The sequence below is a fragment of the Stenotrophomonas sp. AG209 genome, from assembly GCF_003550055.1.
Classification (GTDB): domain Bacteria; phylum Pseudomonadota; class Gammaproteobacteria; order Xanthomonadales; family Xanthomonadaceae; genus Stenotrophomonas.
Window position 1 is genome coordinate 159853 of the sequence record NZ_QXDB01000004.1, and the last position, 23938, is coordinate 183790.

General features: G+C 68.0%; 22 protein-coding genes. 14 read left to right on the forward strand and 8 right to left on the reverse strand.

Annotated elements, in window-relative coordinates; genetic code table 11:
- Positions 1-506 precede the first annotated feature (506 nt).
- Positions 507-2606 carry a glycosyl hydrolase family 18 protein gene (locus DFO63_RS17695; protein ID WP_119007463.1) on the forward strand — a complete coding sequence of 700 codons (2100 nt, stop codon included), beginning with the start codon at positions 507-509 and terminating at the stop codon, positions 2604-2606.
- A 116-nt stretch (positions 2607-2722) separates the two neighbouring features.
- Here DFO63_RS17695 and DFO63_RS17700 read toward each other — a convergent pair whose 3' ends face one another.
- A complete protein-coding gene (locus DFO63_RS17700; RefSeq protein ID WP_049443101.1) occupies positions 2723-3505 on the reverse strand; it encodes a thioredoxin fold domain-containing protein in 783 nt (260 codons plus the stop codon).
- Positions 3506-3605: 100 nt separating this feature from the next.
- On the reverse strand, positions 3606-4583 hold the full coding sequence (gene xerD, locus DFO63_RS17705; RefSeq protein ID WP_049443100.1) for a site-specific tyrosine recombinase XerD: 978 nt from the start codon (positions 4581-4583) through the stop codon (positions 3606-3608).
- 56 nt (positions 4584-4639) lie between these two features.
- Here xerD and DFO63_RS17710 point away from each other — a divergent pair, with 56 nt between their 5' ends.
- Positions 4640-5131 (forward strand): RDD family protein, encoded by a 492-nt coding sequence (locus tag DFO63_RS17710; protein ID WP_119007464.1) that lies wholly within the window; start codon positions 4640-4642, stop codon positions 5129-5131.
- Positions 5132-5224: 93 nt separating this feature from the next.
- Here DFO63_RS17710 and lptG read toward each other — a convergent pair whose 3' ends face one another.
- A complete protein-coding gene (lptG, locus tag DFO63_RS17715) occupies positions 5225-6331 on the reverse strand; it encodes an LPS export ABC transporter permease LptG (RefSeq protein WP_119007465.1) in 1107 nt (368 codons plus the stop codon).
- A complete protein-coding gene (gene lptF, locus DFO63_RS17720; RefSeq protein ID WP_014035922.1) occupies positions 6328-7410 on the reverse strand; it encodes an LPS export ABC transporter permease LptF in 1083 nt (360 codons plus the stop codon). Before lptF ends, lptG begins: the two co-directional genes overlap by 4 nt.
- 104 nt (positions 7411-7514) lie before the next feature.
- On the opposite strand from lptF, the gene DFO63_RS17725 reads away from it, so the two are divergent.
- The 5 genes from DFO63_RS17725 (at position 7515) to DFO63_RS17745 (ending at position 13530) form a co-directional block, all read left to right on the forward strand.
- Positions 7515-8993 (forward strand): leucyl aminopeptidase, encoded by a 1479-nt coding sequence (locus DFO63_RS17725; RefSeq protein WP_049443097.1) that lies wholly within the window; start codon positions 7515-7517, stop codon positions 8991-8993.
- An 82-nt stretch (positions 8994-9075) separates the two neighbouring features.
- Complete coding sequence (locus tag DFO63_RS17730) at positions 9076-9501, forward strand: DNA polymerase III subunit chi (RefSeq protein WP_005415211.1); 426 nt, start codon at positions 9076-9078, stop codon at positions 9499-9501.
- A gap of 19 nt (positions 9502-9520) precedes the next feature.
- Positions 9521-9712, forward strand: a complete 192-nt coding sequence (locus DFO63_RS17735; RefSeq protein WP_049443096.1) for a YqaE/Pmp3 family membrane protein — start codon at positions 9521-9523, stop codon at positions 9710-9712.
- 33 nt (positions 9713-9745) lie between these two features.
- Positions 9746-12574 (forward strand): valine--tRNA ligase, encoded by a 2829-nt coding sequence (locus tag DFO63_RS17740; protein WP_119007466.1) that lies wholly within the window; start codon positions 9746-9748, stop codon positions 12572-12574.
- Between the two features lie 134 nt (positions 12575-12708).
- On the forward strand, positions 12709-13530 hold the full coding sequence (locus DFO63_RS17745; protein WP_119007467.1) for an EamA family transporter: 822 nt from the start codon (positions 12709-12711) through the stop codon (positions 13528-13530).
- Between the two features lie 104 nt (positions 13531-13634).
- On the opposite strand, the gene rimI is transcribed toward DFO63_RS17745, so the two are convergent.
- Genes rimI through pssA form a run of 3 tightly spaced genes read right to left on the reverse strand, consistent with a single transcriptional unit; the run spans position 13635 to position 15405 of the window.
- On the reverse strand, positions 13635-14132 hold the full coding sequence (gene rimI / locus DFO63_RS17750) for a ribosomal protein S18-alanine N-acetyltransferase (RefSeq protein ID WP_119007468.1): 498 nt from the start codon (positions 14130-14132) through the stop codon (positions 13635-13637).
- The gene (locus tag DFO63_RS17755) at positions 14129-14632 is read right to left on the reverse strand and encodes a hypothetical protein (RefSeq protein ID WP_119007469.1); all 504 of its coding nucleotides are present in this window, start codon (positions 14630-14632) and stop codon (positions 14129-14131) included. The genes rimI and DFO63_RS17755 overlap by 4 nt, the downstream gene beginning before the upstream one ends.
- Complete coding sequence (gene pssA, locus DFO63_RS17760; RefSeq protein WP_005415206.1) at positions 14629-15405, reverse strand: CDP-diacylglycerol--serine O-phosphatidyltransferase; 777 nt, start codon at positions 15403-15405, stop codon at positions 14629-14631. Before pssA ends, DFO63_RS17755 begins: the two co-directional genes overlap by 4 nt.
- An 80-nt stretch (positions 15406-15485) precedes the next feature.
- Here pssA and DFO63_RS17765 point away from each other — a divergent pair, with 80 nt between their 5' ends.
- From DFO63_RS17765 to DFO63_RS17775, 3 genes are all read left to right on the forward strand, one after another.
- A complete protein-coding gene (locus DFO63_RS17765; protein ID WP_049443177.1) occupies positions 15486-15860 on the forward strand; it encodes a DUF4124 domain-containing protein in 375 nt (124 codons plus the stop codon).
- Between the two features lie 738 nt (positions 15861-16598).
- Complete coding sequence (locus DFO63_RS17770) at positions 16599-18302, forward strand: proline--tRNA ligase (protein ID WP_119007470.1); 1704 nt, start codon at positions 16599-16601, stop codon at positions 18300-18302.
- A gap of 222 nt (positions 18303-18524) precedes the next feature.
- The gene (locus DFO63_RS17775; RefSeq protein ID WP_119007471.1) at positions 18525-18908 is read left to right on the forward strand and encodes an H-NS histone family protein; all 384 of its coding nucleotides are present in this window, start codon (positions 18525-18527) and stop codon (positions 18906-18908) included.
- Positions 18909-18994: 86 nt separating this feature from the next.
- Here the strand turns inward: DFO63_RS17775 and DFO63_RS17780 are convergent, their stop codons facing one another.
- The gene (locus DFO63_RS17780; protein ID WP_014035912.1) at positions 18995-20254 is read right to left on the reverse strand and encodes a threonine/serine exporter family protein; all 1260 of its coding nucleotides are present in this window, start codon (positions 20252-20254) and stop codon (positions 18995-18997) included.
- 92 nt (positions 20255-20346) lie between these two features.
- Here DFO63_RS17780 and DFO63_RS17785 point away from each other — a divergent pair, with 92 nt between their 5' ends.
- Genes DFO63_RS17785 through DFO63_RS17800 form a run of 4 tightly spaced genes read left to right on the forward strand, consistent with a single transcriptional unit; the run spans position 20347 to position 23865 of the window.
- Positions 20347-21468: an ABC transporter permease gene (locus tag DFO63_RS17785; RefSeq protein ID WP_075675419.1), complete on the forward strand. Its 1122-nt coding sequence runs from the start codon at positions 20347-20349 to the stop codon at positions 21466-21468.
- Position 21469: 1 nt separating this feature from the next.
- On the forward strand, positions 21470-22297 hold the full coding sequence (locus DFO63_RS17790) for an ABC transporter ATP-binding protein (protein WP_119007472.1): 828 nt from the start codon (positions 21470-21472) through the stop codon (positions 22295-22297).
- 3 nt (positions 22298-22300) lie between these two features.
- Positions 22301-23227: an MlaD family protein gene (locus tag DFO63_RS17795; protein ID WP_014035909.1), complete on the forward strand. Its 927-nt coding sequence runs from the start codon at positions 22301-22303 to the stop codon at positions 23225-23227.
- On the forward strand, positions 23224-23865 hold the full coding sequence (locus DFO63_RS17800) for an ABC-type transport auxiliary lipoprotein family protein (RefSeq protein WP_049443087.1): 642 nt from the start codon (positions 23224-23226) through the stop codon (positions 23863-23865). Before DFO63_RS17795 ends, DFO63_RS17800 begins: the two co-directional genes overlap by 4 nt.
- The last annotated feature ends 73 nt before the right edge of the window (positions 23866-23938 follow it).

The following is a 23938-nucleotide window of genomic DNA, read 5'->3' on the forward strand; positions in this document are numbered from 1 at the left end:
GCTGGCCGGCAACCAGGGAACATCGGAAATCAGGCATTGAAGAGCGAAGCGACCGGCTTCTGCCTTTGATTTTCTGTTCTGTCTTTCGTGGCTGACCGCGCAGGAACCTGTCAGGGGCCGGGTGGGTGGGCTGCGCAGGGGCGTGAGCCGCATGGATGCGGCGATCGAGCTTACATGGACGTACTTGCAGCGTCCCCTGCGCAGCCCACCCACCCGGCTAACCCTCAGAAACCCGCTTTCAGCAACCCACCCCAGCCACGAGGGGCTCCGCCGATGGCCGCCGACCGCGCGCAGCGCCGCCCTCCGCCCGGATCCCCGAACCATGCGCTTGCTCACGGATTGACCACGCGATTGATGACAACGTTGTCCCCACCTGGCGCCGGACTCTCTCCCCGGCCTCCCAGGTACCCCGTCCGCCCCCTCCGTCGCCTTCCCGGGCGACGCCCGGACCTGCGTCACGCGCGGCGCCATCGGGGCCCGCGCGCCCTTTGATCGGAGACTTACCCATGTACGACCCGATTGTGCGCAGTGCCGAACGTGCGACCCGAAGCTGTCGTCCCCGCCGCCTGGCCTGGCTGCTTGCCCTGGCCGCCGGTACCGCCGTCCTGCCCGGCCTGGCGCAGGCCGCCAGCTGTGCCGGCGTGGCCCAGTGGGACCAGGCCAAGATCTACCGGGCCGGCGATACCCTGCAGAAAGGAGGCGTCCTCTATCGGGCGAACCAGGACATCTGGAACGCGCCGCCGGACCATCCGGCCGGTGCGCCCTACTACACCAACCTCGGCGCCTGTGATGGCGGCGGCGCCAACCAGCCGCCGGTGGTCAGCCTGACCTCGCCGGCCAACGGCGCCACCTTCAGCGCCGGCAGCACCGTCAACGTGACCGCCAACGCCAGTGACCCGGACGGCAGCGTCGCCAAGGTCGAGTTCTTCCGCGACGGCAGCTCGCTGGGCGTGGCCACCAGTGCGCCGTATGCGGCCAGCTGGGCCAATGCCAGCGCCGGCAGCCACACTCTGCGTGCGGTCGCGACCGACAACAACAACGCCACCACCAGCACCCCGACCATCACCATCACCGTCAACGCCGCCGGTGGCGATACCACCGCACCGAGCGTGCCGGGCGGGCTGGCGGCCGGCACCCGCACCGCCAACAGCATCGCGCTCAGCTGGAGCCCGTCCACCGACAACACCGGTGGCAGCGGCATGGCCGGCTATGACGTGTACCGCAACGGCAGCCTGGTCGGTTCGCCGTCCAGTGCCAGCTATGTGGATGGCGGGCTGACCGCGTCGACCACCTACCGCTACCGCGTACGTGCCCGCGACAACGCCGGCAATGCGTCGGCTCAGGGCACCGAGATCAGCGCCACCACGCTGGCCGGTGACGGCGGCACCACCGGCAAGCGGGTCATCGGCTACTTCACCCAGTGGGGCATCTACGGCCGCAACTACCGGGTCAAGAACATCGACAGCAGTGGTTCGGCCGCGCGCCTGACCCACATCAACTACGCGTTCGGCAACGTGCGCAACAACCGCTGCGAAGTGGGCATCACCCAGCCGTCGGATCCGAGCAGCGGTGCCGGTGGCGATGCCTTCGCCGACTACACCAAGGCCTTCAGCGCCGCCGAGAGCGTCAGCGGCAGCGCCGATACCTGGGACCAGCCGCTGCGTGGCAACTGGAACCAGCTCAAGCAGCTCAAGGCCAAGTACCCGGGCATGAAGGTGCTGATCTCGCTGGGTGGCTGGACCTGGTCGCGTGGTTTCTCCAGCGCTGCGCGCCCGGAAAACCGCCAGGCCTTCGTCGCCTCGTGCATCGACGCTTACATCAAGGGCAACCTGCCGGTGACCGACGGTGCCGGTGGCGCCGGTGCAGCGCTGGGCGTGTTCGACGGCATCGACATCGACTGGGAGTACCCGGTGGCCTGCGGCATCGAATGCGGCAAGCCGGAGGACAACGCCAACTTCACCGCGCTGATGGCCGAGTTCCGCCGCCAGCTCGATGCGGTGCGTCCGGGCCTGTTGCTGACGGTGGCGGTGGGTGCCGGCATCGACAAGATCCGCGTCACCGATCCTGCCGCGTACCACCCGTACCTGGACTACATCAACGTGATGACCTACGACTTCCACGGCGCGTGGGATGCGAAGACCAATCACCAGTCGGCGCTGTTCGATTCGCCGAATGACCCGTCCACCGGCGACCAGAAGCTGTACAACAGCAACGACGCCATCGAGGCCTTCATCAGCCGTGGCGTGCCCGCCGCCAAGCTCAACCTGGGCATCGGCTACTACGGGCGTGGCTGGACCGGCGTGGCCAATGCCAACAACGGCCTGTACCAGACCGCAACCGGTGCCGCCCCGGGTACCTACGAGGCCGGCATCGAAGACTGGAAGGTGCTGAAGAACCTGGCGTGGCCGGGCTACACCGACAACACCGCCGGTGCCACCTGGATCTACAACGGCAGCACGCTGTGGAGCTTCGACACCCCGGCCAACATCACCCGCAAGATGGGTTACGTGAAGACCCAGGGCCTGGGCGGCGCGTTCGTCTGGGAGTTCAGCGGTGACGATGCGCAGGGCACGCTGACCAAGGCGGTCAGTGATGGCCTGAAGTAAGCAAAAAAGCCGGGGATGCGATACGCATCCCCGGCCTCGAATCTGTAGAGCCGAGCCATGCTCGGCTGCCTCATGCGGAACCGCAGTCGAGCATGGCTCGACGCTACAGTTCCGCGTCAGCGCTTCTCGGACAGCTTGTCCAGCGCCGCACGCAGCTGCGCCGGCGGCAGGTAACCGCCCAGCTGGGTGCCATCCGGCGCGAAGATCGCCGGCGTGCCATTCACGCCCAGCTGCTGGCCCAGCGCGTACTGCATCGCCACCGGGTTGGTGCAGTTCTTGGCCGGCACGCTGCCACCGCGCTTGGCGTTGGTCAGGGCCTGGCGACGATCCGCTGCACACCAGACCGAAATCATGTCGGTGTAGTCCTTGCTGCCCAGGCCCATGCGCGGGAACGCCAGGTACTCGACGGTGATGCCGTTGCGGTTGAGCTCGGCGATGTCCTGGTGCAGCTTGCGGCAGTAACCACACTCGATGTCGGTGAACACGCTGATGGTGTACTTGGCGTTCGGCGCGGCGAACACGATGCGATCGCCGTGGTTGGCCTTGGCCAGCAGGCCACGACGGTAACCGAGCAGGCCTTCACTGTTGGCCGGGCCCTTGGCGCGGGTGTCGTAGGGCTGCGACTGGAACAGGTAACGACCGTCATCGGACACGTACAGCAGCTGTCCGGAGACCACCACTTCGCGGAAGCCGGGGAACGGCGCGGCACCGATGTAATCCACCTGGAAACCCGGATTGAGCGCGGTCAGTGCGGCACGTACCGCCTGGTCGGCCGGCGCGTTGGCGGCCGGGCCGGCCTTGGCCGCAGCGGCAGGTGCCTTGGCGGCCGGCGGGGCCGGCTGGGCGCAGGCGGTCAGGCTGAGCGCACCGAACACGGCGGCGATGGCAAATCGGAGCATGGAGCGATCCGCAACAGAAGAAGATCCCGGATTCTGACACAGCCACCGGAACCGGGCCGCGACGCCCGGCACGGCCCCGGGCAGCGATTCAGCCCGGCGCTCAGCCGCGCGGATGGTGGCGGGCGTGCAGCTTCTGCAGATGCTCGCGCGCCACCAGGGTGTAGATCTGGGTGGTCGACAACGAACTGTGTCCGAGCAGCATCTGCAGCGCGCGCAGGTCGGCACCGCGGTTGAGCAGATGGGTGGCGAAGCTGTGGCGCAGGCCATGCGGGCTGATCCGCGCCGGGTCGATGCCGGCCACCTGCGCGTGGCGCTTGACCAGGTGCCAGAACGCCTGCCGGGTCAGCGCATGCAGCGTCGGCTCGATGAACAACGGCGTCTGCCCATCGGCCAGAGCGTGCACCTTGCCCTTGCCGACCAACAGCGGGCGCGACTGCTGCAGGTAACGCTCCAGCCAATGCTGCGATTCCTCGCCCAGCGGCACCAGCCGTTCCTTGCTGCCCTTGCCGGTAACCCGCAGCACGCCCTGGCGCAGGTTGACCGCCGTGGCCGGCAGCAGCACCAGCTCGCTCACACGCAGGCCGGCGGCATACATCAGTTCCAGCATGGCGCGATCGCGCAGGCCCAGCGGACTGTCGATGTCCGGTGCCGCCAGCAGCGCATCGATCTGGCTTTCGGCCAGCGCCTTGGGCAACAGCCGTGGCAGCTTCGGCGGGTCGAGCAGCGCACTGGGGTCTTCGCTGCGTTCGCCACGGCGCACGCCATCTGCAAAGAACGCCCGCAAGGCCGACAGCAGGCGCGCATTGCTGCGCGGCGACCAGCCATGCCGGGTGCGCCAGGCCAGATAGTCGAACAGCCCGGGACGTTCGATACCGGCCAGGCCACCGTCGCGTCCATCCATCCAGCGCGCCAGTCCTTCCAGGTCGCGCCGGTAGCTGTCGAGGGTGGCGCGGGCCAGGCCGTTCTCCGCCCAGATCGCATCGAGGAAGCGCTGGATGCGCATGCTGTCGTCGGCGCGCAGCTCGGGCAGTTGCTGGACCAGCTGGCGTCGTTCGGCGGGGGTGGAAACAAGGGCCATGCGTGCAGGATACGAGGGCCACTGCGGGCACGGCCAGCTTTGCGTATGCTCGGCGCATGTCCCGCCCTGCCACCGACACGGCCCCTGCGGCCGCTACCGAAATGCCCCGCCCACGTGCCTTGTTGGCCTGGCGCGTGCTGGCGGTGGTCTACGACGCACTGCCGGTGCTGGCGCTGTGGATGCTGGTCGGCACGCTGTTCACCCTCGCCTACACCTTCAGCGGCCACGCGCAGCGCGAGAACATCGCACCGTTCAGTGCCTGGCAGTGGCTGCTGTGGGCGGTGTGCTGGGGAATCACGGGGTGGTACGCCACGGCCAGCTGGCGCCGTGGCGGACAGACGCTGGGCATGCGTCCGTGGCGGCTGAAACTGCAATCGAGCGATGGCACGCCGCTGCGGCGCGGCCAGCTGTGGCTGCGCTACGCAGTGGGAACGCTGTCACTGCTGCTGGGCGGACTGGGATTCTGGTGGGCCTGGGTCGACCGCGACCGCCTGACCTGGCATGACCGCGCCAGCGGCACCCGCGTAGTGCGCCTGCCGAAGCGGTAAAGCGCTGTCTGTAGAGCCGAGCACGTGCTCGGCTGCTTTCCGCACTGTACGCGACAGCCGGGCACAGGCTCGGCTGCTCTACAACAACCAGAATCAGCCCGATTTGCGCCGGAACAGCAGGCCGGACACCGCCAGCATCACGATCGGCGGCAACGCATAGGCGATGCGGTAATCGAACTTCAGCGCACCGGCCATGCGGCCGAAGAACAACTGCAGCAGCCAGAAGCCCAGGGCGAACAGGATGCCCAGGAACAGGCGCTTGCCCATGCCGCCGCTGCGCAGCGACCCGAACGCGAACGGCACCGCCGCCAGGCACAGTGCCAGCACGTTCACCGGGTAGAACCAGCGGCTCCAGTACACATCCTCGAAATCGCGCGCATCCAGTCCGTTGCGCTGGCGGTAGGCAATGCTGGTGCTCAGCTCGGCCACGCTGAGGTTTCGCGGCTTGGCGATGCCGGTGGCCAGCGCCGCCGCATCCAGCTTCGAGTTCCACGGCTCGCGCGCCACTTCCTGGCGGGCCGCCGAGCGCTCGCCGAAGGTGTCGCGGCGCACCCCGGTCAGCACCCAGCCGTCCTTGTCGTGCTCGGCGGTGGCGGCATGGGTCAACGAGGCGATATTGCCGTCTTCGGCGATCCGGTACAGGCGCACGTCACGCAGGATCAGCCTTGTGCCCTTGTCGCCCACCAGCTGTTCCTCGCCGCTCTGGGCGTTGAGGAAGGTGTCGCCTTCGCGTGCCCATAGGCCGGAGTAGCGGGTGGTGGAGATGTCCCGTCCCCACTTGGCACTGGCCTTCAATGCGTCGGCACGGTCCTGGCCCCACGGGCCGAGCGTCTCGGCGCTGAGCACCATCACCGCGGTCAGCAGCGACAGCGCGATCGCCACCGACACGCTCAGGCGCTTGCGCGACAGGCCCAGCGCACGCAGTGCGGTCAGCTCCGAGGTCGCGGCCAGCTGGCCCAGGCCCATCAGTGCGCCGATCACCGCGGCGGTGGGGAACATCGTGTAGGCGCGGCGCGGCACCGTGTACAGCACCCACGCGGCGGCATGGCCCAGGGTGTAGCCGTTCTTGCCGATGTCCTTGAACTCGCCGGAGAAGGCCATCACCACGTCCAGGCCGACCAGCACCGCCCAGGTCAGCAGCACCGTGGTGAACACCGACTGGCCCAGGTACAGGTCGAAACGCATCGGGCGCAGCCTCATGCGCGGGCTCCCTTCGGGCGGCCCAGGCGGCCATCACGTGCATACATCCAGATCGACAGCGCCAGCAGCGGCAGGGTCAGCCACCACAGGCCCAGCGCAGGGGGGATCTTGCCGTTGGCGATCCAGCCGCTGCCGATGAACATCAGGTTGGTACCCACCATGTAGGCCATCAGGGCCAGCATCATGCGGCCGTAGCGCTGCTGGCGCGGCGAGCTGCGGCCCAGCGGCACGGTCAGCAGGGCAAAGGCCAGCGCGATCAGCGGCGGTGCCAGGCGGCGGTGCAGCTGCGCCTGCGCCTGCGGGCGCTCATCGCCGATCAGCTTCAGGGTCGGCATCAGTTCCGGGTCGTCCTCGGTGCGGGTCTGTGCGCCATCGGGCAGGGCCACGTCGTTGCGGGCAAAGGTCGCCAGGCGGTAATCCAGCGCGCCGGCCACCGGCCCTTCCACCTGGTGGCCGTCGTCCAGCTCCAGGAAGCGCTGGCGGGTGCCCTCGAAGTACATGCGGCCGCTGTTGGCCGACACCACTTCCAGGCGGTCGTCCTTCTGCCGCTGCAGGAACACCTTGCCCAGCTCGGTGCCGTCGGGCGAGATCGAGGACAGGTAGACCACGCCGCCATTGGGCAGCGGCGTGAACCGGCCCGGCTCCAGCCCGGCCATCAGCACGCTGCGGTTGGCCTCGATGATCATCTGCTCGGCCACCCGGCCGGCCCACGGGCCCAGCCACAGCGAGCAGGCGCCGACCAGCAGCACCACCGGCACCACCAGCATCAGCAGTGGCCGCAGCAGCCGCTTGGGCCCCACGCCGATGGCGGTGATGACCGCCATCTCCGAGTCGCGGTACAGCCGGGCCACGGCCAGCAGCAGGCCCAGCATCAGCGCCAGCGGCAGGATCAGCGGCAGGTAGGCGATGAACTGCAGGCCCAGCTGCGAGAACAGCAGCTTGGCCGGCAGGCGCCCGTCGGCGATGTTGCCGAGGATGTCCACCAGCACGCCGCCCACGCTGACCACCAGCAGGACGATCAGGGTAGCCAGGAAACTCTGGACGAAATCGCCCAGCAGGTATCGGTCGAGCTTCAGCATGGGGCGGTGGTTTAAACTCTGGGGTTCGTTCGCGGTGCCGCCCAGTCTACTGTCTGGGCGTAAACGGCCTGCGATTGTACGGACTCGCCAATGGAATCTGCTCAATGGCCCTCGAATTCACCCTGAACCACGTTGCTCCGGCCGCCGCCACCGTTGATTGCCTGGTGGTCGGCGCGTATGCCGACCATACCCTGACCCCGGCCGCGCAGGCCCTGGACGCCGCCAGTGGTGGCCGCCTGGCCGCCCTGGCCCAGCGCGGCGACCTGTCCGGCAAGACCGGCGCCACCACCCTGCTGCACGACCTGCCGGGCGTGACCGCCCCGCGCGTGCTGGTGGTCGGCCTCGGCGAAGCTGCCCGCTTCGGCGTGCCGCAGTACCTGAAGGCCGTCGGCGACGCCGTGCGCGCGCTGAAGGCCGGCGCCGCCCGCAGCGCGCTGCTCACCCTGTCCGAAGTGGCCATCAAGGACCGCGACGCGGCCTGGGCGATCCGCCAGGCGGTGATCGCCGCCGATCACGCTGCTTACCGCTACACCGCCACCCTGGGCAAGAAGAAGGCCGACGATGCCGGCCTGGCCCAGCTGGCCGTTGCCGGTGATGACGCCCAGGCGCTGGCCCAGGGCCAGGCCATCGCCGCCGGCGTCGAGTTCGCCCGCGAGCTGGGCAACCTGCCGCCGAACTACTGCACCCCGGCCTACCTGGCCGAAGTGGGCGTGAAGTTCGCCGGCGAACACGACGGTGCCGAGGCCGAAATCCTCGACGAGACCCAGATGGAAGCGCTGGGCATGGGCTCCCTGCTGGCCGTGGCCCGCGGTTCGGCCAACCGCCCACGCCTGGTCGTGCTGAAGTGGACCGGTGCTGGCGACGCCAAGCCGTACGTGCTGGTCGGCAAGGGCATCACCTTCGATACCGGTGGCGTCAACCTGAAGACCCAGGGCGGCATCGAGGAGATGAAATACGACATGTGCGGTGGCGCCAACGTCATCGGCACCTTCGTCGCTGCGGTCAAGGCCAAGCTGCCGCTGAACCTGGTGGTGGTGGTGCCGGCGGTGGAGAACGCCATCGACGGCAACGCCTACCGTCCGTCCGACGTGATCACCTCGATGTCGGGCAAGACCATCGAAGTCGGCAACACCGACGCCGAAGGCCGCCTGATCCTGTGCGACGCGCTGACCTACGCGCAGCGCTTCGAGCCGGCCGCGCTGGTCGACGTCGCCACCCTGACCGGCGCCTGCATGGTCGCCCTCGGCCACCAGACCGCCGGCCTGATGAGCAAGCACGACGACCTCGCCAACGAGCTGCTGGCCGCCGGCGAGCACGTGTTCGACCGCGCCTGGCGCCTGCCGCTGTGGGACGAATACCAGCCGATGCTGGATTCGACCTTCGCCGACGTCTACAACATCGGCGGCCGCTGGGCCGGTGCGATCACCGCCGGCTGCTTCCTGTCGCGCTTCGCCGAAGGCCAGCGCTGGGCCCACCTGGACATCGCCGGCGTCGCCAGCGATGAAGGCAAGCGTGGCATGGCCACCGGCCGTCCGGTCGGCCTGCTGAGCCAGTGGCTGCTGGACCAGGTCGCCCGCGCCTGATGCCGTACCCGACCCTGGCCGGCCTCCGCCGGCCAGGGCCTCGCCCGGCACTGCCGGGCCCCTGCCTGACCCGGACCCTGCCATGCCCCGCGCCGACTTCTACCTGATCGCCAAGCCCCGCTTCCTGACCGAGCCGTTGCGCCTGGTCTGCGAACTGGCGCGCAAGGCCAACGACGCCGGGCTGTTCACCCTGGTGCTGGCCCGTGACCAGGCCCAGGCCGAGGAACTGGACGAGCTGCTGTGGGCGTTCGACAACGATGCCTACATCCCGCACCAGATCGCCGGGGAAGACATGGACGAGGAAGAGGCCCTGGTACTGATCGCGGTACCCGGCACCGAGGCACCGGCGCGTCCGCTGGTGATCAACCTGCGCGACGAGCCCTGGCTGGGCCAGTGCGAGCGCGTGCTGGAAGTGGTTCCGGCCGATCCGGAAGCGCGCGAACCGCTGCGCGAGCGCTGGCGCCAGTACAAGGCCGCCGGGTACGACCTCAACAAGCACGACATGTAAGCCCAGCGAGGACCCCTTGATGCGCCTGCTGATCGCCCTGATTCTTCCCTGGCTGTCCTTCTTCACCATTGGCCGACCGCTGGCCGGCACCGTCTGCCTGATCCTGCAGATCACCCTGATCGGCTGGCTGCCCGCCGCCATCTGGGCCGCCTACGCGGTCAGCCAGTACCACACCGACCAGAAGATCCGGCGCGCCCTCGGGTCGCGCTGATCTCCCTTCCGCCTTGATTACCGGTTCCCCCGCATGACCCAACTCGCCTCCAGCTACGACCCGAAGTCCTTCGAGACCGACCTCTACGAGGCCTGGGAGAAGGCCGGCCACTTCAAGCCGTCCGGCACGGGCGAGCCGTACACCATCCTGCTGCCGCCGCCGAACGTGACCGGCACCCTGCACATGGGCCACGCCTTCCAGCAGACCCTGATGGACGCGCTGGTGCGCTACCACCGCATGCGCGGCTACGACACGCTGTGGCAGGTCGGTACCGACCATGCCGGCATCGCCACCGAAATGGTGGTCAGCCGCAACCTGGCGCTGGAAGGCAAGGGCGAGACCCGCGATTCGCTGGGCCGCGAAGGCTTCATCGGCAAGGTCTGGGAGTGGAAGCAGCAGTCCGGTGACACCATCGAACGCCAGATGCGCCGTCTTGGCACCTCCGCCGACTGGTCGCGCAGCACCTTCACCATGGACCCGCAGCCGTCGGCAGCGGTCAACGAAGCCTTCGTGCGCTGGTACGAGCAGGGTCTGATCTACCGCGGCCAGCGCCTGGTCAACTGGGACCCGGTGCTGAAGACCGCCATTTCCGACCTGGAAGTGGAGAGCGCCGAGGAAGACGGCTTCCTGTGGTCGATCGCCTACACGCTGGATGACGGCCTGAGCTACGAGCACGTCGAGCGCGATGCCGACGGCGTGGAAACCCTGCGCGAAACCCGCGACTACCTGGTCGTTGCCACCACCCGCCCGGAAACCCTGCTGGGCGATACCGCGGTGATGGTGCACCCGGAAGACGAGCGCTACGCGCACCTGATCGGCAAGAGCGTGGTGCTGCCGCTGACCGGCCGCCGCGTGCCGGTGATCGCCGATGATTACGTGGACCGTGCGTTCGGCACCGGCGTGGTCAAGGTCACCCCGGCGCACGATTTCAACGACTACGAAGTCGGCGTGCGCCACAGCCTGCCGATGATCAACCTGTTCACCCCGGTGGCGGCGCTGAATGAAAACGCGCCGGAACGCTTCCAGGGCCTGGACCGCTATGCCGCGCGCAAGGCCGTGCTGGCCGAGCTGGAAGACCTGGGCATCCTGGTCGAGACCAGGGCGCACAAGCTGCAGGTCCCGCGCGGCGACCGTACCGGCCAGGTGATCGAGCCGTACCTGACCGACCAGTGGTTCGTGAAAATGGACGACCTGGCCAAGCGTGGCCTGGAACTGGTCGAGGACGGAAGCATTTCCTTCGTGCCGCCGAACTGGATCAACACCTACCGCCACTGGATGAACAACATCCAGGACTGGTGCATCAGCCGCCAGCTGTGGTGGGGCCATCGCATTCCGGCATGGTTCGATGCCGCCACCGGCAGCTGCTACGTCGGTCGCAGCGAAGAGGAAGTGCGGGCAAAGAACAACCTGGGCAGCGACGTGGTGCTGAACCAGGAAAGCGACGTGCTGGAGACCTGGTTCTCCTCGCAGCTGTGGCCGTTCTCCACCCTGGGCTGGCCGAACGAGCAGACCATGGCCGAGCGCGGCTTCGACCGTTACCTGCCGTCGTCGGTGCTGATCACCGGCTTCGACATCATCTTCTTCTGGGTGGCGCGCATGATCATGGCCACCGACAACCTGGTCGGGAAGATCCCGTTCAAGGACGTCTACTTCACCGGCCTGATCCGCGACGGCCAGGGCCAGAAGATGTCCAAGAGCAAGGGCAACGTGCTCGACCCGCTGGACATCATCGACGGCATCACCATCGACGACCTGGTCGCCAAGCGCACCGGCGGCCTGATGCAGCCGAAGATGGTGGAGAAGATCGAGAAGGCCACCCGCAAGGAATTCCCGGACGGCATTGCTGCCCACGGTGCCGATGCGCTGCGCTTCACCATCGCCGCGCTGGCGACCCACGGCCGCGACATCAAGTTCGACATGAACCGCGCCGAGGGCTACAAGAACTTCTGCAACAAGCTGTGGAACGCCAGCCGCTTCGCCCTGATGAACACCGAGGGTGCTGCGTTCACCGGCGTGCCGACCCCGCGCACCGATGCCGAACGCTGGATCCTGGCGCGCCTGGCCGCAGTGTCCACCGAGGCGCAGGGCCACTACGCCAACTACCGCTTCGACCTGCTGGCGCAGTGCCTGTACGAGTTCGCCTGGAACGAGTTCTGCGACTGGTTCCTGGAGCTGAGCAAGCCGGCACTGAACGGTGCCGACGCCGCCGACGCCGAAAGCACCCGCCACACCCTGCTGTACGTGCTGGAAGCGCTGCTGCGCCTGCTGCACCCGCTCACCCCGTTCATCACCGAACAGCTGTGGCAGCAGCTGGCGCCGCGCCTGGGCCTGGCCGAAACCACGCTGTCGCTGCGCCCGTACCCGACCGCCGCCGAGTTCGAAGGCGATTTCGCCCAGGCCGAGGCCGACGTGGAATGGCTGAAGGCGGTGATCAGTGCGGTGCGTCGCGTGCGCAGCGAACTGAACGTCGCCCCGTCCAGGCAGGTGCCGCTGCGCCTGCAGGCCGGGCTTGAGCAGGATCGCGTGCGCATCGAACGTTTCAGCGCCTCGCTGTCGTTCCTGCTCAAGCTGGACAGCATCCAGTGGCTGGCCGAGGGCGAAAGCGCACCGCCGGCCGCCGCCGCGATCGTGGGCGAGCTGAAGCTGCTGGTGCCGCTGGAAGGCCTGGTCGATCTCGATGCCGAGCGCGCGCGCCTGGACAAGGAGATCAAGCGCGTGGAAGGCGAGCAGGAAAAAAGCGAAACCAAGCTGGCCAAGTTCACCGACAAGGTGCCACCGGCGGTGGTCGAGCAGGAACGCGTTCGCCTGGTCGACTGGAACACCCAGCTGGCCGGCCTGCGCGAGCAGCGCGCGAAGCTGTAAGCACCGCGCTCTGGTGCGTGCCAACCAAGGTTGGCACCTGCCACGGCGGGAGAGGTTGGCACCTACCGAAGCGGAATCGGAAACGCCGGGCGATGCCCGGCGTTTCCATTTGCCCCGCATGGCATCATCGGCGGATGCCGCTCTCCATCTTCCTGCTTGTCCTCGCTGCCGCGGCGCTGCATGCCAGCTGGAATGCGATCGTCAAGCGCGGGCCGGACAAGTTCCTCGGTACCGTGCTGGTGACCGGCAGTGCCGCGCTGCTGTCGGCCGCTGCCCTCCCCTTCCTGCCCTTCCCGGCTGCGCACAGCTGGCCCTGGCTGGGCGCGTCGGTGCTGTTGCAGGTGACCTATTACGGGCTGGTCGCACGCTGTTACCAGCAGGTCGACATGAGCCTGGCCTACCCGCTGATGCGTGGCAGCGCGCCGATCCTGGTCGCGCTGACGGGCACCCTGCTCGGTGAGCCATTGCCCGCCGCAGCGTGGCTGGGTGTAGTGCTGGTGAGCACCGGCATCCTGTGCATGGCACTGGGTGCACGCGGCGGCCAGCTGCGCCTGCCGCTGCTGACCGCGGCGATGATCGCTACCTACACACTGGTCGATGCGCAGGGTGCGCGGCAGTCAGGCAGCGCGCTCAGCTACACGCTGTGGCTGTTCCTGCTGTCGGGCATTCCGCTGCCGCTGTGGGCGTTGTACACGCGCGGCGGCGCGGTGCTGGACTATGCGCGGCAGCATTGGCCACTGGGCCTGGCCGGTGGCGTCGGCACCACGGCCTCCTATGCGATGGCGTTGTGGGCGATGACCCAGGCACCGGTGGCGATGGTCTCGGCGCTGCGCGAATCGTCAATCCTGTTCGCGCTGCTGATCTCGGTGTTCCTGCTGCGCGAACGCATACCACGCGCGCGCTGGCTGGCAGCGTCGCTCATCGTGGGCGGCGTGCTTGCACTGCGGATGGCGTGAAGAAAGCGTGCCAACCAAGGTTGGCACCTACCACGGCAGGCGATGTGTCGATCACAGCGGAGACCCATCGGTAGTGCCGGCCGCTGGCCGGCAACCAGTCTGCGTTACAGCGGCGGCATTGCCTGCAGGTCGCCGTCGACCAGTTCGATCGCCATCACCACCGCATCCTCGCGGCCCTGTGCCGCCGGGTAGTAGCGCGGGCGGCGGCCGATCTCGTTGAATCCTTCGCTGTGGTACAGCGCCAGCGCCGGCGCGTTGGACGGACGCACTTCCAGGAATACGCGCTGTGCGCCGCGGGCGGCGGCCAGCTGCACCAGTGCGCGCAGCAGCTGGCGACCCAGCCCGCGCGACTGCGCCAGCGGATCGATGCAGATGTTCAGCACGTGCGCTTCATCGGCGGCGATGCTGAGCACGCCATAGCCGATCAGCAGGCCATCGCGCTCCATCGCCAGGCCGGGATAGCCGGCGCGCAGGCAGTCGATGAAGATGCCGCGGGTCCAGGGGAAAGGATAGCCCCGCAGTTCGATCGCCATCACCGCATTGAGGTCGCTCTCGCGCAGCGCACGCAGGCTGATCGGGCCGGGCCGGGTAACCGCACTCATGGCGTGCCCCGCTTGCGCAGGGCACGCAGCTGCGGCCACAGCGCACGCTTGGCGGCCGGGTCGTGGCGCAGCTGGTCCAGCGGCCAGCTGTCCATCAACCGCTGCGTTGCCGGGGCGTTCGGGTTGCAGCCGGACGCACGCAGCAGCGCGATCTGCAGGCGATCCGGCAGGCGGACCACCGGCTGGCGTGCGTTGCCGCTGGGCATCGGGCGCTCAGCCGCCGGTACGGTGTCCGGGGCGCTGACCGGCGTTTCGCGGCGCGGCGGTGCCGGGCGTTCCGGGCGGGCTGCGGGCGCCGGCCCGGCATGCTGTCCGCGCGACGGCACGGCGGCACGCACCGGTTCCGGCGCGGCGACGCTGGCCTCGGCTTCGGCCACGCTCAACTGCAGCGCGGCATCCAGCTCGGTAGCCAGCTGGCCGTCGTGATAGACGGTATAGCCCATGGCCTGCAGCCAGGCCTGCTGGGCCGGTGACCACAGCACGGGCAGGTCCTCGCTCACGCCGCCTCGGGCTTCTTGCGCAGGCGCTGCACGGCCCACATCACCGGGCCGGACAAGGCGTACAGGATGCCGACCGCGAACAGCACGCGCGGCAGGTCGATGACCGCAATGGCGATGGCTACCGGCACCAGTGCCAGCACCAGGAACGGCACGCGGTCCGAACGGGTGCCCTTGGCAGCGCCGCCCTTGAAGCTCCAGAAGCGGATGCGGCTGACCATCAGCAGCGCAGCGATGATCGTCACCGCCAGTGCCACGTAGCGCAGCTGGTTGCCGTCCCAGCCCAGGTTGCCATCGGCGAACGCCCAGACGAAGGACATCATCAGGCCTGCGGCGGCCGGGCTGGCCAGGCCGACGAACCAGCGCTTGTCGACCACCGCCACCTGCGTGTTGAAGCGGGCCAGGCGCAGTGCCGCGCAGGCCGCATACAGGAAGGCCACCGCCCAGCCGACGCGGCCGAGCAGCGGATCGTCGAACTTCAGCCACGACAGCGACCAGTGGTACATCACCAGCGCCGGGGCCATGCCGAAGCTGACCAGGTCGGCCAGCGAGTCGTACTGCACGCCGAATTCACTGCTGGTGCCGGTCAGGCGCGCCACGCGCCCGTCCAGGCCATCCATCACCGCCGCCACGAACACGGCGATGCTGGCATTGACGAAATCCCCGTTGGCCGCGGCGATGATCGCGTAGAAGCCGGCGAACAGGCCGGCGGTGGTGAACAGGTTGGGCAGCAGGTAAATCGTGCGCGAGCGCGGCGGCGGTGTGATCGGGTCCATGGAATCCAGTTTAATCGACTTGCCAGCGGTCGGCGCCAATGCTGCAATCGGCGTTCTGCGCCCATTCCGTGGAGTTTGCCATGCGTGCCCTGTCCTGCCTTGGATGCCTGCTGCTGTTGGCCAGTGCCAACGCCGTGGCCGGCCCCGTCTACAAATGGAAGGACGCCCATGGCGTGACCCAGTACTCGGAGACCCCGCCGGCGGGCAAGAAGTTCGAGACCCGCGAGCAGGCCCGCACCCCGCAGGCCGCGGCCAGCACCGAGACCCCGGCCGCGCCGGTCCCCGAGCAGTGCAGCACGGCCCGGGCCAACCTGGCCCTGCTGGACGGTGGCGGCCAGGTGATGCAGGACACCGATGGCGATGGCAAGCCCGATACCCCGTTGACCCCCGAGCAGCACACCGCGCAGAAGGGATTGGCCGAAGCCGCCATCAAGGCCTACTGCCCAGCACAGTGAGGGTATCGGCAGGGCTTGCAGCCCTGCACCCGCAGAGGCAACAGCAAGGGCAACAGCCGGCTCTGGGCTTTCTGTGGGTTTGGCGGGGCGGTGTGGGCTGCCAGGACACGCCGTAAACCCCGCTCCGCGGCCCGGCCCAGCCGCTGGCGGCTGTGCGTTCGGGCGCTTGCGAAGCAGTGCTTCGCGAGCAAAGCGCCCTCACCCATGGGGGCTCGATGGCGCCATCCATGGCGCCAACGGTCCTGCCACCCCACACCGCCCCGCCCCTGACAGACCGCTAGTGACGGTCAGTAGATCCACGCCATGCGTGGATGAAATCTGTCAGATATCGAATTGAATCCGGGGTCAGATCCGTTTTCCTGCGGAAAACGGATCTGACCCCACGAGCTGTTCCGACAGCTCGCAGGAAACTGTCGAAGGCGGGGTGGGTCCGGTTGCGGGGGCGTGAGCCGCATGGGCCCGAGGCATGCCTCGGGCGGGTTGGGCAGGAAGCCCAACCCTGGTCTTGCCGTGTGCGCAGGACAGCGCACACGAGCAAGCCGCGACCGAGCCTACATGGACGTATTCACGGCGCCCCCCGCAACCGGACCCACCCCGCCATCTCCCAGGAAACCCGTTCTTGCTGTTGCCGTTGCCGTTGACGTTGCTTCAGGCGGGTGCAGGGCGCAGCCCTGCCGATACCCCTCCCCCCGGCCGGGCTGGCAGAATAGACGTCTCTGCCGTTATCCGAAGCCGACGATGCGCCTCTCCCAGTTCCACCTGCACACCACCAAGGAAACCCCCAGCGACGCCGAGCTGACCAGCCATCGGCTGATGCTGCGCGCGGGCATGATCCGCAAGCTGGCATCGGGCCTGTACACCTGGTCGCCGCTGGGCCTGCGCGTGCTGCGCAAGGTCGAACGCATCGTGCGCGAGGAAATGGACCGGGCCGGTGCCGTGGAATTCCAGATCCCGACCATCCAGCCGAAGGAACTGTGGGAGCAGACCGGCCGCTGGCAGAAATTCGGCCCGCAGCTGCTGAAGATCAAGGATCGCAAGGACCAGGTGTTCTGCTACAGCCCGACCGCCGAGGAAGCCGCCTGCGACTTCGCGCGCAGCGAGCTGTCCAGCTACAAGCAGCTGCCGGTGAACTTCTACCAGGTGCAGACCAAGTTCCGCGACGAGATCCGCCCGCGCTTCGGCGTGATGCGTTCGCGCGAGTTCCTGATGAAGGACGCCTATTCGTTCCACCTGCACGATGAGTGCCTGGTGCGCGAATACGAGAACATGAAGTCGGCCTACAGCCGCATCTTCACCCGCCTCGGCCTGGATTTCCGCATGGTGCAGGCGGACTCCGGTGCGATCGGCGGCGATGCGTCGCAGGAATTCCACGTCATCGCCGATTCCGGTGAGGACGCGCTGGTGTTCTCGACCGGCTCGGACTACGCAGCCAACATGGAAGCGGCCATTGCCGCCGATCCGGCGCCGCGTGCGGCCGCCGCCGAAACGATGCGCAAGGTGGATACCCCCACCCAGAAGACCTGCGAAGACGTCGCGGCCCTGCTCGGCATCGACCTGCAGCGCACGGTGAAGTCGGTGGCGCTGATCGCCGGCGAAGGCAAGGCACAGCAGTTCGTGCTGGTTCTGGTACGCGGCGACCATGAGGTCAACGAGATCAAGCTGGCCAAGGTCGCCGGCCTGGACGAGCAGCGCTTCGCCAGCGAGGCGGAAATCGCCGAGCACCTGGGCAGCGTGCCGGGTTTCCTCGGCCCGGTCGCCCCGGCCAAGGCCATCCGCGTGGTCGCCGATCGTGAAGTAGCGGCGATGGCCGACTTCGTCGTCGGCGCCAACGAAGCCGGTTTCCACCTGGCCGGCGTCAACTGGGGCCGCGACCTGCCGGAACCGGAAGTGGCCGACATCCGCAACGTGCGTGCCGGCGACCGTGCCGTGGACGGCGGTGAACTGAAGATCGCCCGTGGCATCGAAGTCGGCCACGTGTTCCAGCTCGGCCGCAAGTACGCCGAAGCGCTGGATGCCACCGTGCTGGATGAGAACGGCAAGGCGGCGGTGATGGCGATGGGCTGCTACGGCATCGGTATCTCGCGCGTGGTGGCTGCCGCGATCGAACAGAACCATGACGATGCCGGCATCATCTGGCCGGACGCGATGGCGCCGTGGCAGGTCGTGGTGTGCGTGATCAACCCGAAGGGCGATACCGCCGTGGCCGACGCCGCTGCCAACCTGCTGCAGGAGCTGCGCGACGCGGGCCTGGACGCTGCACTCGACGACCGCGGCCTGCGCCCGGGCGCGATGTTCGCCGACATGGAGCTGATTGGTATCCCGCACCGCGTGGTGGTCAGCGAACGCGGCCTGGCCGCCGGCACCTACGAGTACCGCTCGCGCCGCGCCAGCGACGCGGAGAGCCTGGACAAGGCGACCCTGCTGCAGCGACTGCAGGGCTGACGTGGAAAGACCGGGGCCTGCCCCGGTCTTTTTTTTGCCTGCGCCAGCACGGGCCGATATTGCAGCGGACATAATCCGGTCAAAATCACCGCGACAGCGTCGGCATGCCGCCACGGCATGTCCTGCCTGCATTTGTGCTTGGATTAATTCATCTCTATTCTGTCCGCCGACGCCATGGACTGGCTTGTCCCGTCCACTTATTAGTTTCCGGAGTAACCGTAAATGAGCATTGACCTGACCGGCCTGTCGGCGCGCGAGCTGGGCGCCCTGATCCGCACCGCGAAGAAGCAGCAGACCATCGTCGCCAAGCGCCGGCCGATCACCAAGGTTCGCGCCCAGCTGACCAAGCTGGCCAAGACCGAGGGTTACACCATCGAGGAACTGTTCGGCGACGCCCCGGCCCCGCGCGCGCGCAAGGTGGTCAAGGTCGCCAAGGCACCGTCGAAGACCGCCGGCCGCAAGCTGGGCAAGGTTGCCCCGAAGTACCGCAACCCGGCCAACCCCAAGGAAACCTGGACTGGCCGTGGCAAGCAGCCGCGCTGGATGGCTGAACTGACCGCCAAGGGCAACAAGAAGCCGGAAGATTTCCTGATCAAGAAAGCCTGAGGCCGGATCGGGATGCACTGAAAAACGCCGGCGAATGCCGGCGTTTTTTCATTTCTCGGAAAGGTGTGTGGACCAATGGTCCACACCTACAGTGTCTTGCGGGCCGGCATCAGCAGGTTGCCGAACAGCAGGCCCGCCACCAGCGCCATCACCACGTTGAGCACGGTGAGGAACACGCTCTGGCCGGCGCCCACGTCCTGCTGCTGGACCAGGGTCAGCACGCCGCGCAGGCTGGTGCTGCCGGGCACCATCATGATGATGCCCGGGAGGCGGATGATCGCGCCCGGACGCCCGACCAGGCGACCGAACAGATTGCCGCCGGCGGTCAGCAGCATCGCCGACAGGAAGATGCCGGCCGGCGCGCCCCAGGCGTGGCCGCCGAACTTGGAGATCGCATAACCGGCCACCGAGGCGGCGATCACCCACGGGTAATCGCGGCGATTGGCCTTGAACAGCATCGCGAAGGCGAACGCCGCGGTCAGCAGCGAGCCCCACTCCACCCATGGCCCCTGCGGCCGCGTGGCACGGATCACCGGATCCAGCCCGAGCACGTCGGCCAGGGTCACCGCGATCATCGCGCCGACGCTGAGCTTCATGATGGTGGTCAGCGCGCCGGCAAAGCGCGCGGTGCCCGACACCCAGTGCTGGCTGGCCAGCTCATTGACCGCATTGGTCAGCGACATGCCGGGCAGCAGCACCACCAGCGAGGCGATGATCACCGTGTTGAGGTTGAGCGCGCCGATGAAGGACGCCACCAGGGTGGCGACCATGCCGGCCAGCAGCGCCGCCAGCGCCTCGGCCGCTTCGCGGGTGGCCGGGCGACGATCGGTGACCATGCCGAGCAGGCCGATCATCAGGCCGATGACACCGGCCGTGGCAATGTCCAGCCACGGCAGCTTCCACATCCCGGCCACGCCGGCCGCGCCGAGGCTGAATGACAGGATGGTGCGCAGCTTGCCGCGCCGGCCCGGATCCTTGTCCAGCTGGCGCAGTGCAGTGTGGCCCTGGGCGATGCTCATCCGCCCGTTGGACACTTCCTCGGCGATGTGGTCGGCGACGCTGAGCTTGTGCAGGTCATTCTCACCGGGCGCCAGGCGGATCACGCGGGTGATGTCGCTGGAGCCGATCGCCTGCGCCGGGTCGCTGAAGCTGAGGATGATACCGGTGGGATTCGACCACGGTTCACAATCCAGATCGAGCTGGCGGGCCAGTGCCACCACCGCCGTTTCCAGGCGCTGGGCCGTGGTGCCATAGCTGTGCAGGCGTCCGGCGATCTCGGAAACAAAGGCCACGCGCTGTGCGTAGGTGGCCTGGGGCGTGGGGATCGTGTGAGCGTCTGCGGACATGCGCCGTAGTATTACCTACGCTGGGGCCCACCGGAGAAATTCATCCGAGTTCGACGCGAAGCCCGATACAGAACGGTTATGCTGCGACCCGAATGGCCCAAGTGACCCCGAACCACGCCCCCCAGCTCGAACAGGATGCCCACGACCCGGGCCTGATCCGCCTGTCCGGCACCTGGACCTTGAAGACCGCGCTGGCCGCGGCCGAGGTTCTGCACGGCGTTCCCGACAAACTGACCGGCATCGATGCCACCGGCATCGAACAGCTGGATTCGGCCGGCGTGCTGCAGGTGCTGCGCGTGGCCCATCGTGCCGATCTGCACGAAGACGCACTGCAGTTCCGCGCGGACCACCAGGCGCTGGTGTGCACCATCGAGGAAGTGGCCGACGACCGGCCCAAGCCCAAGCGCGATTTCGGCGTACTGGCCGCGCTGGAACGGCTGGGCGTCAGCGTCCACACCACCGGCCACAACATCAAGGCGCTGTGCAGCTTCCTCGGCGAGAACCTGGTCAAGGCGGCCCGGCTGGTCAAGGAACCCCGCCGCTTCCGGCTGACCGCCACCGTGCACCAGATGGAGCAGGTCGGGCTGGACGCGGTACCGCTGGTGGCGCTGCTGTCCTACCTGGTCGGCGCGGTGATCGCATTCCTCGGTTCAACCATCCTGCGCGACTTCGGCGCCGAGATCTACGTGGTCGAGCTGGTCAACATCGCCTTCCTGCGCGAGTTCGCGGTGCTGCTGACGGCGATCGTGCTGGCCGGCCGCACCGCCAGTGCGTTCACCGCGCAGATCGGTGCGATGAAGGCACGCGAGGAAATCGATGCGATGCGCACCCTGGGCCTGGACCCGGTCGACCTGCTGGTGCTGCCACGCTTGCTGGCGTTGCTGGTCACCCTGCCCCTGTTGACCTTCATCGCGATGGTCGCCGGTCTGGCCGGCGGTATCACCGTCGGCGCGTTCGACCTCGACATCCCGCCGCAGATGTACATCGCGCGCATGCACGAGACGATGGAAGTGCGGCACATGCTGGTCGGCCTGTCGAAGGCACCCGTGTTCGCGCTGGTGATCGGCCTGATCGGCTGCCTGGAAGGACTGAAGGTCGAAGGTACCGCGCAGTCGGTCGGCGAGCGCACCACCTCCAGCGTGGTGCAGACGATCTCGCTGGTGATCATCATCGACGCCTTCGCGGCGTTGTGGTTCATGCACATGGACTGGTGACATGAGCACATCCGCCCTCCCCGCCCCCCTCGACATGCGCGACGACCAGGGCCACGAACTGGCCATCCGCGTGCGTGGACTGGTCAACCGCTTCGGCAGCCAGACCGTGCACGAAGACCTGGACCTGGACGTACGCCGCGGCGAAATCCTGGGCGTGGTCGGCGGCTCCGGTACCGGCAAATCGGTGCTGATGCGCTCGATCCTCGGCCTGCGCGTGCCCGATGCCGGGCAGATCGAAGTACTCGGCCGCGACGCGCGTGCCGACGATACCGAGAGCCGCCTGCACATCGAGCGCAACACCGGCGTGTTGTTCCAGGACGGCGCCCTGTTCTCCTCGCTGACCGTGGGCGAGAACGTGCAGGTGCCACTGAAGGAACACCATCGCGAGCTGCCCGAGCGCTGGCACTACGAACTGGCGCTGCTGAAAGTGAAACTGGCCGGCCTGCCCGCCGACGCGATCAACAAGCTGCCCTCGCAGCTGTCAGGCGGCATGCGCAAGCGCGCCGGCCTGGCCCGGGCACTGGCGCTGGATCCGCCTCTGCTGTTCCTGGACGAACCCACCGCCGGCCTCGACCCGATCGGCGCGGCGGCGTTCGACCGCCTGATCAAGACCCTGCAGGAAGCACTGGGGCTGACCGTGTTCCTGATCACCCACGACCTGGACACGCTGTACGCGATCTGCGACCGGGTCGCGGTGATCGCCGACCGCAAGGTAGTGGCCAACGCACCCTTGCCTGACATCGAGAAACTGGATCATCCGTGGATCCAGGAATACTTCCACGGACCCCGCGCGCGCGCCGCGCGTGGCGAACAGATCGAGAGTGCCTGAGCCATGGAAACCAAAGCCAACTACGTGCTGATCGGCGCGTTCACCCTGATCACCGGCCTGGCCCTGCTGGCCTTCGGCCTGTGGGCCGCCAAGTACTCCTCCGACCGCACCTGGCAGGAGTACCGCGTGGTGTTCCGCGAAGCGGTGACCGGCCTGTCGGTGGGCAGCCCGGTGCAGTACAACGGCATCGCGGTGGGCTCGATCACCGAACTGAACCTGGTGCCGGACGACCCGCGCCAGGTGGTCGCGCGCATCCGCCTGAACTCCAACACGCCGGTCAAGACCGATACCCGCGCCAAGCTGGCGATCACCAGCCTGACCGGCCCGTCGATCATCCAGCTCAGCGGCGGCACGCCGCAGTCGCCGGCGCTGACCACGGTCAACAAGGACCCGGCGCCGATCATCCCGACCACACCCTCTGCGCTGCAGAACATCACCGACGTCGCCAACCGCATCGTCGAGCGCATGGACCAGATCCTCAGCGACCGCAACGTGGCCTCGATCAACGCGACGCTGGCCAACCTGGAGACAATCAGCGGCGGCCTGGCCGACCGTGACCAGGGCACGCAGGCGCTGCTGCTCAGCGCGCGCGACGCCGCCCGCAGCCTGGACACCACGCTGAAGACCACCAACGGCACCATCGAGCGCCTGGACAAGAACCTGGTGCAGCAGCTGCCCGGCATCATCGACAAGCTCGACGGCACCCTGGCCAAGCTCGATTCGGCCGCCGGCAACGCCGATTCGATCCTTGGCGAGAACCGCGCCGCGATCAACAGCTTTGCCAACGATGGCCTCGGCCAGCTGGGCCCGACGCTGACCGAACTGCGCGGCCTGATCCGCGACCTGCGCCGGGTCAGCGACCGTCTTGAGAACAACCCCGCGCGCTACCTGCTGGGCCGCGACGCACCGAAGGAGTTCGAACCCAAATGAGCCCGACCACCCTCCCGCGCCTGCTGCTGGCCGCTTCGATGGTCACCCTGCTGGGCGGCTGCTCCATCCTTGGCAGCAGCGAGAAGACCGCGGTGACGCTGTACTCGCCGTCCGTGCAGGTCAAGGCAGACCCGGCCTGGCCGCAGGCCAGCTGGCAGCTGGTGCTGGCCAAGCCCAGCGCCGCGCGCATGGTCGACAGCCCGCGCATCAACGTGCGGCCGACACCGTCGCAGCTGGAGATCTACAAGGGCGCCAGCTGGGCCCAGCCGGCCACCGACATGATCGAGGACACCCTGTTGCGCGGCTTCGAGGATTCAGGTCGCATCCGCGGCGTGGCCCGCAGCACCGCCGGCATCCGCGCCGACTACAAGCTGTCCACCGACGTGCGCCGCTTCGAATCGGATTACCAGGGCCAGGCCACGCCGACGGTGGTGATCGAGGTCAACGCCAAGCTGATCCATGTCGCCGACCAGCGCGTGGTCGCGGACCGCACCTTCCGCCAGGCGCAGCCCGTCGGCAGCACCGATGTACCGGCGGTGACCGCGGCCTTCGAGCGCGGCCTGCAGCAGCTGGCACAGGACATGGTGGGCTGGACGTTGCAGAGCGGACAGGCCGACCAGCCGACCGTCGCGCGCTGATCGCCGCATTCGCCGGGCATAGCCCGGCGCTGCCGCCGCCAGATTCAGGTAGCACCGGTCCATGCCCGTCGGC

Bases quoted from the DNA above. Each gene is read 5' to 3' on its own strand.
- xerD (WP_049443100.1), bottom strand. From the start codon at position 4,583: ATGGCCCTTGTTTCCACCCCCGCCGAACGACGCCAGCTGGTCCAGCAA.
- DFO63_RS17785 (WP_075675419.1), top strand. From the start codon at position 20,347: ATGGCCCAAGTGACCCCGAACCACGCCCCCCAGCTCGAACAGGATGCC.
- DFO63_RS17800 (WP_049443087.1), top strand. From the start codon at position 23,224: ATGAGCCCGACCACCCTCCCGCGCCTGCTGCTGGCCGCTTCGATGGTC.
- rimI (WP_119007468.1), bottom strand. From the start codon at position 14,132: ATGAGTGCGGTTACCCGGCCCGGCCCGATCAGCCTGCGTGCGCTGCGC.
- lptF (WP_014035922.1), bottom strand. From the start codon at position 7,410: ATGCTGAAGCTCGACCGATACCTGCTGGGCGATTTCGTCCAGAGTTTC.
- DFO63_RS17780 (WP_014035912.1), bottom strand. From the start codon at position 20,254: ATGTCCGCAGACGCTCACACGATCCCCACGCCCCAGGCCACCTACGCA.
- DFO63_RS17735 (WP_049443096.1), top strand. From the start codon at position 9,521: ATGCGCCTGCTGATCGCCCTGATTCTTCCCTGGCTGTCCTTCTTCACC.
- DFO63_RS17730 (WP_005415211.1), top strand. From the start codon at position 9,076: ATGCCCCGCGCCGACTTCTACCTGATCGCCAAGCCCCGCTTCCTGACC.
- DFO63_RS17700 (WP_049443101.1), bottom strand. From the start codon at position 3,505: ATGCTCCGATTTGCCATCGCCGCCGTGTTCGGTGCGCTCAGCCTGACC.
- DFO63_RS17795 (WP_014035909.1), top strand. From the start codon at position 22,301: ATGGAAACCAAAGCCAACTACGTGCTGATCGGCGCGTTCACCCTGATC.
- DFO63_RS17745 (WP_119007467.1), top strand. From the start codon at position 12,709: ATGCCGCTCTCCATCTTCCTGCTTGTCCTCGCTGCCGCGGCGCTGCAT.
- lptG (WP_119007465.1), bottom strand. From the start codon at position 6,331: ATGAGGCTGCGCCCGATGCGTTTCGACCTGTACCTGGGCCAGTCGGTG.
- pssA (WP_005415206.1), bottom strand. From the start codon at position 15,405: ATGGACCCGATCACACCGCCGCCGCGCTCGCGCACGATTTACCTGCTG.
- DFO63_RS17740 (WP_119007466.1), top strand. From the start codon at position 9,746: ATGACCCAACTCGCCTCCAGCTACGACCCGAAGTCCTTCGAGACCGAC.
- DFO63_RS17790 (WP_119007472.1), top strand. From the start codon at position 21,470: ATGAGCACATCCGCCCTCCCCGCCCCCCTCGACATGCGCGACGACCAG.
- DFO63_RS17710 (WP_119007464.1), top strand. From the start codon at position 4,640: ATGTCCCGCCCTGCCACCGACACGGCCCCTGCGGCCGCTACCGAAATG.
- DFO63_RS17770 (WP_119007470.1), top strand. From the start codon at position 16,599: ATGCGCCTCTCCCAGTTCCACCTGCACACCACCAAGGAAACCCCCAGC.
- DFO63_RS17695 (WP_119007463.1), top strand. From the start codon at position 507: ATGTACGACCCGATTGTGCGCAGTGCCGAACGTGCGACCCGAAGCTGT.
- DFO63_RS17765 (WP_049443177.1), top strand. From the start codon at position 15,486: ATGCGTGCCCTGTCCTGCCTTGGATGCCTGCTGCTGTTGGCCAGTGCC.
- DFO63_RS17775 (WP_119007471.1), top strand. From the start codon at position 18,525: ATGAGCATTGACCTGACCGGCCTGTCGGCGCGCGAGCTGGGCGCCCTG.
- DFO63_RS17725 (WP_049443097.1), top strand. From the start codon at position 7,515: ATGGCCCTCGAATTCACCCTGAACCACGTTGCTCCGGCCGCCGCCACC.